This window comes from Kitasatospora sp. NPDC057936, from assembly GCF_042887525.1.
Lineage (GTDB): Bacteria > Actinomycetota > Actinomycetes > Streptomycetales > Streptomycetaceae > Kitasatospora.
This window is the reverse complement of the sequence record NZ_JBHVPD010000054.1, coordinates 59,905-69,450: the sequence shown is the minus strand read 5'-3', so window position 1 is coordinate 69,450 and position 9,546 is coordinate 59,905. Positions and strand designations below refer to the sequence as shown.

At 73.7% G+C, this 9,546-nt stretch carries 4 protein-coding genes; all 4 read right to left on the bottom strand.

The features are described from left to right. On the bottom strand, nucleotides 1-1,250 hold a 1,250-nt coding region (locus tag ACFVU9_RS26200; protein ID WP_387597303.1), incomplete at its 3' end, for an ALF repeat-containing protein. 545 nt (nucleotides 1,251-1,795) lie between these two features. Continuing rightward, nucleotides 1,796-3,604, bottom strand: a complete 1,809-nt coding sequence (locus tag ACFVU9_RS26195) for a trypsin-like serine protease (RefSeq protein ID WP_387597300.1) — start codon at nucleotides 3,602-3,604, stop codon at nucleotides 1,796-1,798. Between the two features lie 657 nt (nucleotides 3,605-4,261). Further along, nucleotides 4,262-4,822 carry an Imm1 family immunity protein gene (locus ACFVU9_RS26190; RefSeq protein WP_387597297.1) on the bottom strand — a complete coding sequence of 187 codons (561 nt, stop codon included), beginning with the start codon at nucleotides 4,820-4,822 and terminating at the stop codon, nucleotides 4,262-4,264. 11 nt (nucleotides 4,823-4,833) lie between these two features. Continuing rightward, complete coding sequence (locus ACFVU9_RS26185; RefSeq protein WP_387597294.1) at nucleotides 4,834-9,423, bottom strand: polymorphic toxin-type HINT domain-containing protein; 4,590 nt, start codon at nucleotides 9,421-9,423, stop codon at nucleotides 4,834-4,836. Nucleotides 9,424-9,546 lie beyond the last annotated feature (123 nt).

Here is a 9,546-nt window from a genome sequence, read left to right as displayed (position 1 = left end):
GCGGCGGCCTGGGCGGCCGCGGCGGCGTTCGTGCCGGAGGAGGCGGCGGCCTGCGCGGCGGCGCCTGCCTGGGCGGCCGCGAAGCCGGCCCACTGGCTGGCCTCGCCCGCGGTGCGGGCCTGGACGGCGGCGTCGCGGGCGGTGACTGCGGCGTTGCGGGCCGCGTCGGCCTGCCCGGCGTCACCGGCGGCGCCGGCCGCGGCGGAGAGCGCCCTGGAGGCGGCGTTGCCCGCCTTCGTCGCGGCGGACGCGGCGTCGGCGGCGGCGTTGGCGGCCTGGCGGGACGCCTCGTTGGCGGCCCTCGCGGCCGCGGAGGCGGTCTTGGCCGCGGCGGCGGCGCGGGTGGCGGCGTCGGCGGCGCGGTTGGCCGCGTTCGACGCCTGCCCGGCCGAACCCTGGGCGGCCTTGGTCTCGTTGGCGGCGCGCTCGGAGGCCTCCTTGGCCAGACGGGTGGCGTCCAGTGCCTTGCCCGCCGCGTCCTTGGCGGCCATCGCCTGCTGCCCGGCCTGGGCGGTGGCGTTCTTCGTCAGGTCGGCCAGCTGGGCGACCGTCAGGGTCTCCTGGTCGTGGGCGGCGGCGGTCTGGTAGCCGTACTGCAGGAACAGCTGGACGTCGTCCATCGAGCCGTCCAGCGCTGCGCCGGCGGCCTTCTTCACCTCCGGCCCGCCGGAGGCCATCAGCTGGGAGAGGTGGACGCGGTCGTCGTCGTCCTTGGCCTTGAACTGGCCTTCGTTGAGGAACTGGTTGACGTCCGTCATGGTGCCGTCGAGCGCCTTGGCGGCCGCGGCCTTCACACCGGGGCCGCCGGCGGCCATGATCTGCGACAGCCGGACCCGCTGGTCGTCCTCGTAGGCCTTCTGGGCGCCGGTGGCGAGGAACTTCTTCAGGTCGTCGGCCGAGCCCTTGAGCGCGGCCTGTCCGGCATCGCGCACGCCGGGGCCGGAGTTCGCGACCAGGTTCTCGATCTTGGTGCGCAGGTCCTGGTCGGTCGCTGCGGCCTGGCCGCTCGCCAGGAACGCCGTCAGGTCGTCGCCGCTGCCGGTCAGCGCGGTCTCGGCGGCGTGCCGTACGGCCGGTCCGCCGGCCTGCCAGGCGGCGACCGCCTTGACCCGGTCGGGGTTCGCCGCGGTCGCCGTCGGCGGCGCGTCGGCCGCGAGGGCCGGGGTCGAGAGCAGCCCGGTCAGCAGGCTGCCGGCCACGAACCCGGCTGCCAGCCGTGATCGGGCCCGTGATGTCAGTGACATCCGCATGGAAGTTCGCAATCCATCCTGGTCTGGGCACCGGAGTGCCGTGAAGAACCGCCGACGGGGGCGCCGGCGGTGCGGGGAAAGTTCTTCGGGGTGCGCGCGGGGCGGCGGGAAGCGCCCTGGCACGTGCGCGGGGTGGCCCTGCGTCCGTCCGGCGGGCCAGGGGGCCGACGGGGCGGCCGCACCCGGGGAGCCGGGGTGCCTGCCGCCCTGCGGCACGGCGTCGGAAGCGACGTCCGTGGGCTCCTGCTGCCGGCAGCCGGTGAGCAGGGTGGTGGAATCGCGCGCGTCGAAGCGTGCGGGGAGTCTTCCGGTGGGCCGCTGACGAGCGGTCGGGTCCCGTGCTGGAAGGAGCAACCTGGAAAGAGCAACCTGGAAAGAGCAGCCAGGCATACCCGGCCAAGGGCGGGAGAAAGGAACGCGCAGGTGGGCGGATCCGTGGATCCGGCGGCCTCGGCAGCCGGGAATTCCGGTTCGGCCGAACGCAGTTCCCGGGTGGATCGCATCGGGCGCCCGGCCCCGCCGGGCGCCCGATGGGTGCGCGGGTGTCAGCCGGCCGGGGTGGCGGCGATGCCCTGGATGCCGCTGCTGGCGACGGCGTAGAAGGTGGTCCAGCTGTTGTCGGCCTTCTGGTCGGCGGTCCAGATGCGGTCGTCGGCGCCGATGGCGAACAGGCGGGCGGTGTCGCCGATGGTGGTGGCGGCCACCTGCTTGACGCCGGCGGCGTTGGGCACGGCGTTGAACGTGGTCCAGGTGCCGGCCGTGTAGTCGCCGGTGGTGGTCCAGATGCGGTCGTCGCCGCCGATGGCGAACAGGTGCACGGTGTTGCCGATGGTGGCGGCGGTGATGTTCTTGATGGCGCTGCTGGGGATGGCCTGGAAGGTGCTCCAGGTGCCGGCCGTGTAGTCGCCGGTGGAGGTCCAGATCTGGCCGTCGCCGCCGATCGCGAACAGGCGGACCTTGTCGCCCATGGCGACGGCGGTGACCTGCTGGATGGCGCTGTTGCCCGGCACCATCTGGAACGCGCTCCAGGTGCCGTTCGCGCCGTCCTTGCTCGCGCTCCAGATGCGCTGGTCGCTGCCGATGGCGAACAGGCGCACGGTGGTACCCATGGTCACGGCGCTGACCTGGCGGATGCCGCTGTTCTGGGGGACGGCCTCGAAGGTGCCCCACACGTTCGTGGAGTAGGAGCCCTCGTTGGCCCATATCCGGTTGTCGCCGCCGATGGCGAACAGCCGGCTGCCCGGACGGGAGGCCTTCACCTGCTGGATCCAGGCGCTGAGGTCGTCGACGCGGGAGGAGGTGGCGCCGGTGCGGGTCTCGGTGGCGGGGGTGCCCAGGCAGCCGCCCTGCCAGGAGAGGGAGGCGACGGCGGCGATCTCGGGGGTGCCGTTGCGGTCGCGCAGCAGCGGCGCGCCCGTGTCGCCCTGGCAGACGGGGGCCTGGCCGGCGGCCGGGGCGGTGTCGATGCTGGTGGGGTTCACCGCGCCGGTGGTGTGGGCGCTGGTGTGGAGCTTGAGCGGCGCCCAGTCGGTGGCGGTGCGGCCGTAGCCGGGGATGCGCAGGCCGTCCCCGGCCGCCGGGGCGGTGCCGGTGACGGCGATGGGGGCGACGCCGTCCAGCGGGGAGGTCAGGCGGGCCATCACCAGGTCGCGCTCGGCGCGCGGGGCCAGCTCGGCGATGGCGATGGTGCGGCCGGCGACGGTGGCGGTGCTCGCGGTCGCGGGCGCGCCGGCGGCCGGGTGGTCGCCGAAGCAGGACGCGGCGGTCAGCACCCAGTAACGGTCCACCAGGGTGGCGGTGCAGGAACGGGCGTCGGCACGGCCGGGCTGCCCGGCCGTGACCGTGCCGACGGCCGGGAAGTCGGTGTTGGCCGGGGCGGCCGGTCCGTCGGTGGCGGTCAGTTCCAGCAGCGTGGTGGAGCCGCTGGTGCCGCCCTCGCCGACCGGGGTCCAGGCGTTCTTGTTGACGTCGATGCTGCTGACGGTGCCCGCGGTGTTCAGCGTGGCCTTGATGGTGTGGTCGTCGCCCTTGATGTTGTAGACCTGCGGGATCTCCAGGGCGAGGTACCCGGTGGGGCCGGTGATCTTGAAGCAGACCTCGCTCGGGCTGGCGGCGCGGCTGAACAGCTGGACCAGACCCGGGCCCGAGGCGCAGTCGGCGAGGACGATGTGGCCGTCGCCGGTCTTCAGGGTGATGTTCCGGTCGGCGAGGACCTTCGCCGCGTCGGGGTAGGAGAAGCCCTCCACCGCGCTCGGCGGGGCGGCATCGGCGGCCACGGCGGGCATCGGGGCGGCGACGACGGGGATCGCAAGGGCCGCGCCGAGGGGCCAGGCCAGTCTGCGAACGGTACGCACGGGCACTCCAGAAGAGAGATACGCCCAGGGGAAACCAGCGCCCCCGAGCCGGCAAAGAAAGAATCAATCGGAAGCTATCGTCGCGGAATTGTGCACGTCAAAGCATGCGGGCACCCCCGGCGCACCCCTGACCCGGGGTCAAGCCCCGCACGGAAAAACGCGGTCGGGCCGTCCGGGGGCCCGGGTGTTCGAATGCGGACATTTCCGGATGAACGCGAGGGCGACGGCCCGCCGCAGGATTATCACGGTTCGGTGACGTTTCCTCCGCAAGTCGGCCCCCCGGGTGCGGACCCGGTGCGGACCCGATGTGCGGACCCGGTGCGGACCCGATGTGCGGACCCGGTGCGGACCCGATGAGGAACCCGGTGCGGACCCGATGCGGATCCGGTGCGTGAGCGGCGCACGCCCCCCGCGGGCATGCCCACACAGCACGGCGGCCGGCACCGTGCGGTGCCCCCCGGGTGCGGACCCGGTGCGGACCCGATGTGCGGACCCGGTGCGGACCCTTTGGGTACCGGGTGCGTGCCCGGCGCCCCCCCCCCGGGGGCAGCCCACCCCAGCCGGGGGGCGGCAACCGTGGGGGGCGGCCCGCCGTGTTCCGGGGCTGGTGAACAGTCCTGTCGGCCGGGGCGGGGGAATGTCCCCGCCCCGGCGATGTCATTCGGACCGCGGGGCTCCGTCGAAGAAGGTGTCCCAGTTCGGCTCCGTGTGACCCTGGACCACTTCGTCCTCGAACGGCGGGCGGTCGTGCCGTTGGCCGCTGATCTCCCCGCTCACCCAGCCGACGCATTCCGGGCGCTCACCGGTGCCGGACCGGCAGTATTCCTCGACGGCCGCGCGGACCAGGGGCAGCGGAATCGCGCTCGCCCGGTCGTGGAACCTCGGGTGGTACGTCTCCGAGACGAGCCGGGAGTCCGTCCCGGACGGGTCCGGGTTGTCGGAGATCCACGCGTGGTCGTAGATCCCGCCCTTCCGGGGGGCCTGTCCGTCCGTGCACCAGGTGAGGGCGCCGAAGCCGCTCAGCTCGTTGACCGCGACGAAGAGGTAGGTGCTGGGAAACCTCTTCGGCGGCTCGGTGTAGCAGAACGAGGCCTGGCCGCCCGTGACGTACTTCCCGTCACGGACTTCCTTCACGCTGACGGAGTGGAAAGCCTCCGAGATCAGACGGTCGGTTTCCTCGGGGCCGGAAGGATATGCGTCTTCCCCGTCGAACGACATGTGAAGAATCATTACGGGCGCGGCCTCGTCCCTGAGAGCGTTATCTCGTCCAGCTTTCCTGCCGCCTTGTTCCACCAGCGGACCTTCAGGATCTGGTCAGTGTAGAGGATGTCGGGAACGGAGTATCCGCAGGAGAACGCGGGACCGCACAGCCCCTTCTCGTTGTTGATGACGACTTCCGCGTACTTGATGTCGTCCCGTGCCATGACCCACGCGAGTTTCGTCTCGACGTGGTCGGCGGTCGGGTAGATCAGCGTGCTTCCCGGGACCGGGGGAACGGTGGAACCCGGCCGCCGGAGCCAGTTGCTGATGTCCTGGACCATGGCCGCGGTCGCGGGATCGCCGTTGCTGCCGCTGACCACCGGGCCCTTCCACTCCACCAGGTTGTCGCCGTCGCGCAGGAGCACCTGCCCGGCGGTCGGGCCCTCGTCGCCCGGCCGCCGGCCGAGCTTCTGCAGGATCTGCCAGATCCGCGACGGGCACAGGCTGCTGTTGTGCACCAGCAGCGGGCGGTCGCCCGCGAGGACGAAGTAGGTGTGGAGACCTTCGACCGTGAGGTTGTAGGCGGGCTCCAGGCCGGTCCAGTGGCGCACCGAGGCGACCTGGACGACGGCGCCGGTGTCCGTGCGCAGCGTGTCGCCGGGGCGGATGTCGCCGGCGTCGGTCCAGGTGCCGGCCGACTCCACCCAGAACGGGTGGTGGTCGGTCGCGGTGACCGCGCCCTGGCCGCCGTCGGGGGCGCGGACCGTGAGCTCGGTGAAGTCGCGGTCGTCGGGGGTGTAGACGGTGGCGCTCACCGGGCGGGGCCCGCTGGTTCCCGTGGCGGGGTCCGCCGCGAGCACCACGTCACCGGCGTGCAGGGTCTCGATCGCCCGGGTGGTGCCGTCGCCCATGAGCACCTTGGTGCCGGCCGGGAAACTGTTGGTCGGGCACCCCGCGCGGGCGCCGTTGGCGATCGTGAGCTCGTCGCCCAGCTGGTCGACCAGGCCCCGCTCGATGTCCGAGTTGTTCTTCAGGGCCTGGAGCGCCGCGTCGGCACCGACGCCGTCCGCCAGGGTCTGGCGGAACTTGGCGACGATGTCGGCCGTGGAGGTCAGCTTGCTGATGGCGGCCTGGCTGTAGCCGTTGAGCGTCGCCTGGACGGCGAGCTTGGCGTCCTCGATGCCGACGCCGGTCTCCAGGGCGAAGCGGAACGCGACGATGGCCTTGGCGCCCTTGGCGAGGGTGCCGTAGGGGATGAAGTTGGACGCGGCCCACGCGCAGGACGCGTTGAGGCCGGGGTCGTGGTAGCACTTGACGAAGTCGTCGGTCAGCGCGTGGTACAGCAGGTTGCCCAGCTGCGCCTGCGGCGAGTAGTGCAGCTTGTAGTCGGTGTAGCTCAGCTGGACGGTCTCGTCGCGCTGGTCGCTGACCTGGGTGCTGCTGACGACGACGGTGTTCCAGACGCTGTACTTGCCGGCGCAGGCGACGATCGACAGGCCCGGTTCCGGGCAGGTCTTCATCACGTAGTTGACGGTGCCGGTGATCTTGACGTTGACCGTGACGTCACAGACCGTGTCGCCCTTGCCGTTGTCGTGCCAGACCTTGGGGTCGATGTTCTTGATGATGATGCCGCTGCGGCCCTCGGTGTAGTCACCGGCGGTGCAGTGGGACATGTCGTCCTTGACCGGGTCCGTCTTCATGTCGTCCTGGGGGACGGCCTCGACGTAGGAGACCCGGCCCTGGGCGTCGACCGTGGCGGTCTGGTCCTGCAGCACGCCGTCGACGGTGTCGGCGCACTGCTTGGTCCAGACGGCGGCCTGGGCGTCGGCGGCGGCCTTGGCGGCCTGGTCGGCGCTCTGCTTGGCCGCGGCGGCCGAGGCCTGGGCCTGGTCGGAGGCGGTCTTGGCGGCGGCCGCGAACTGCTGGGCCTGGGCGGCGTAGCTGGTGGCCGCCGACGCCGAGAAGCCGGCGCTGCGGGCGGCCGCGTTGGCGGAGGCCGCGGCGGCCTGGGCCTGCTGGGCGGACTGGGCGGCCTGCGCCGCGGAGGCCTGGGCGGCCTGCGCGGACTGGGCGGCCTGGTTGGCGAAGCCCTGGGCCTGCTGGGCGGACTGGCCGGCCTGGTTGGCGTAGCCGGCGGCCTCGTTGGCGGCGTTGCGGGCGGTGGCGTAGGACTGGGCGGCCTGGGCCGCGTACTGCCGTGCCCGGGCGACCGAGCCGTCGATGGCGGCGAGGTAGGACTGGATGGTCGCCACGTGGGCGGCGGTCATCGCGTCGCGCTGCTGGGCCTTGGCCAGGCCGCTCTGCAGGAACGGCACCAGCCGGTCGGCGGGGCCGGACAGGACGGCCTGGGCGGCGGCCTTGACCTCGGGGCCGCCGGTCGTGAGCAGCTGGGTGACCTGGACGCGGTTGTCGTCGTCGCGGGCCTTGAACTGGCCGGTGGTCAGGAAGGCGCGGACGTCGTCGATGGTGCCGTCCAGGGCCTTGCCGGCCGCGGCCTTCACGCCCAGGCCACCCGTGGCCATGATCTGCGAGAGGGCGACGCGGTCGTCGTCGTCCTTGCCCGGGTACTGGCCGGTGGCGAGGAACGCGCGCACCTGGTCGGAGGTGCCTACGGACGCGGTCTCGGCGGCCAGGCGCTTCTCCAGCTTGCCGGGGGACACGGCGATCGCCATCACGCTGGTGCGGTCGTCGCGGTCGCGGGCGACGGACAGCGTGCTGCCCAGGAACGTCCGGACGGCGCTGTCGTCGCCCTCCAGCGCGCTCTGGGCGGCTTCCCTGGTCCACGGGCCCGCGGAGTCCAGCAGCCGGAAGGCGGCCTGACGGCCCTTGAGCACGGCGGTCCCGGCGTCGGTGCCGGCGGCGGTGGCGTCCTTGATCAGCTGGTCGGTGCCGGCGGCGAACTGCGTCGCCTTGCCGGACTCCCAGGCCGCGGTCCTGGCCTTCAGGTCCGCGTCGCGCGAGGCCTCGTCGGCGGCGGCCATCTCGGTGGCCTGCTGGGCGTCCAGGCGCTCCTGGTCGGAGGCGCGGGCGATGTCGGTGATCTTGTGGGCCTGGGCGGCGGACTGTGCGGCCGAGTCGGCGGAGCTGGTGGCCGCGGCGGCGGCGGTGCCCGCGATGGTGGCCCAGTTCGCCGACTCGCCGGCGTGCTGGGCGGCCTCCGTCGCTGCGGTCGCCGCGGCTTCGGCGTGGGCCGCGGCGTCGTTGGCGGCACGCTGGGCGTCCGCCGCTGCCGCGGCGGCCTGGTTGGCGATCGCGACGGTGGCGTTGGCGGCGCGGGTGGCCTCGGCGGCGGCGCTCCTGGCGCGGGCGGCGGCCAGGCGGGCCTGGGCGGCGTCCGCGTCGGAGACGCCCGCGTAGGTGGCGGAGTCGGCGGCGGCCTGGGCGGCGGCCGCGGCGTCGGCACCGGAGGAGGCCGCGGCCTGCGCCGCGATACCCGCCTGGGTCGCCGCGAAGCCGGCCCACTGGCTGGCCTCGCCCGCGGTGCGGGCTTCCACGGCGGCCTTGCGGGCGGTCTCCGCGGCCTGGCTGGCGGCGTCGGCCTGGGTCTTGTCGCCCGCGGCGTTGGCCGCGGCGGACAGTGCCTGGGAGGCGGCGTTGCCGGCCTTGGTGGCCGCAGCGGCGGCGTTGGCGGCGGCGTTGGCGGCCTGGCGGGAGGCCTCGTTGGCGGCCCTGGCCGCAGCGGAGGCCGTCTTGGCGGCGGCGGCGGCCCGGGTGGCCGCGTCGGCGGCGCGTCCGGCGGCGTTCGACGCCTGCCCGGCCGAGCCCTGCGCCGCCTTGGTCTCGGCGGCGGCCCGCTCGGCCGACTCCTTGGCGAGCCTGGTGGCGTCGACGGCCTTGCCGGCCGCGTCCTTGGCGGTCATCGCCTGCTGGCCGGCCTGGTCGGCGGCGGTCTTCGTCAGGTCGGCCAACTGCCCGACGGACAGCGTCTCCTGGTCGTGCGCGGCCGCCGTCTGGTAGCCGTACTGCAGGAACTGCTGGACGTCGTCCATCGAGCCGTCCAGCGCGGCGCCGGCGGCCTTCTTCACCTCCGGCCCGCCCGAGGCCATCAGCTGCGAGAGGTGGACGCGGTCGTCGTCGTCCCTCGCCTTGAACTGGCCGGTGGTCAGGAACTGGTTGACGTCCGCCAGGGAGCCGTCCATGGCCTTGGACGCCGCGGCCTTCACCCCGGGCCCGCCGGTGGCGATCAGCTGGGAGACCTTCACCCGCTGGTCGTCCTCGTAGGCCTTCTGGGCGCCCTTGTCGAGGAACTTCTTCAGGTCGTCGGCCGAGCCCTTGAGCGCGGCCGTCCCGGCGTCACGCACCCCGGGGCCGGAGTCCGCGACCAGGTCCTCGATCCTGGCCCGCAGGTCCTGGTCGGCGGCCGTGGCCTGACCGCTCGCCAGGAACGCCTTCAGGTCGTCGGCCGAACCGGTCAGCGCGGTCTCCGCCGCGTGGCGCACGGCCGGCCCGCCGGCCTGCCAGGCGGCGACCGCCTTCACCCGGTCCGGATCCGCCGCGGTCGCCGTCGGCGGCGCGTCGGCCGCGAGGGCCGGGGTCGAGAGCAGCCCGGTCAGCAGGCTGCCGGCCACGAGCCCGGCCGCGAGGCGCGACCGGGCCCGTGAGGTCAGTGACAATCTCATCGAAATTCGCAATCCATCATGAATCGGGCACCGGGGTGCCGTGCGGGCCACCGGAATCCGCAATCCACACCGGTGGTCCTGGACATCGCTCCGTGACGGGCGGCGCGGCAGGGGAGCACGCAC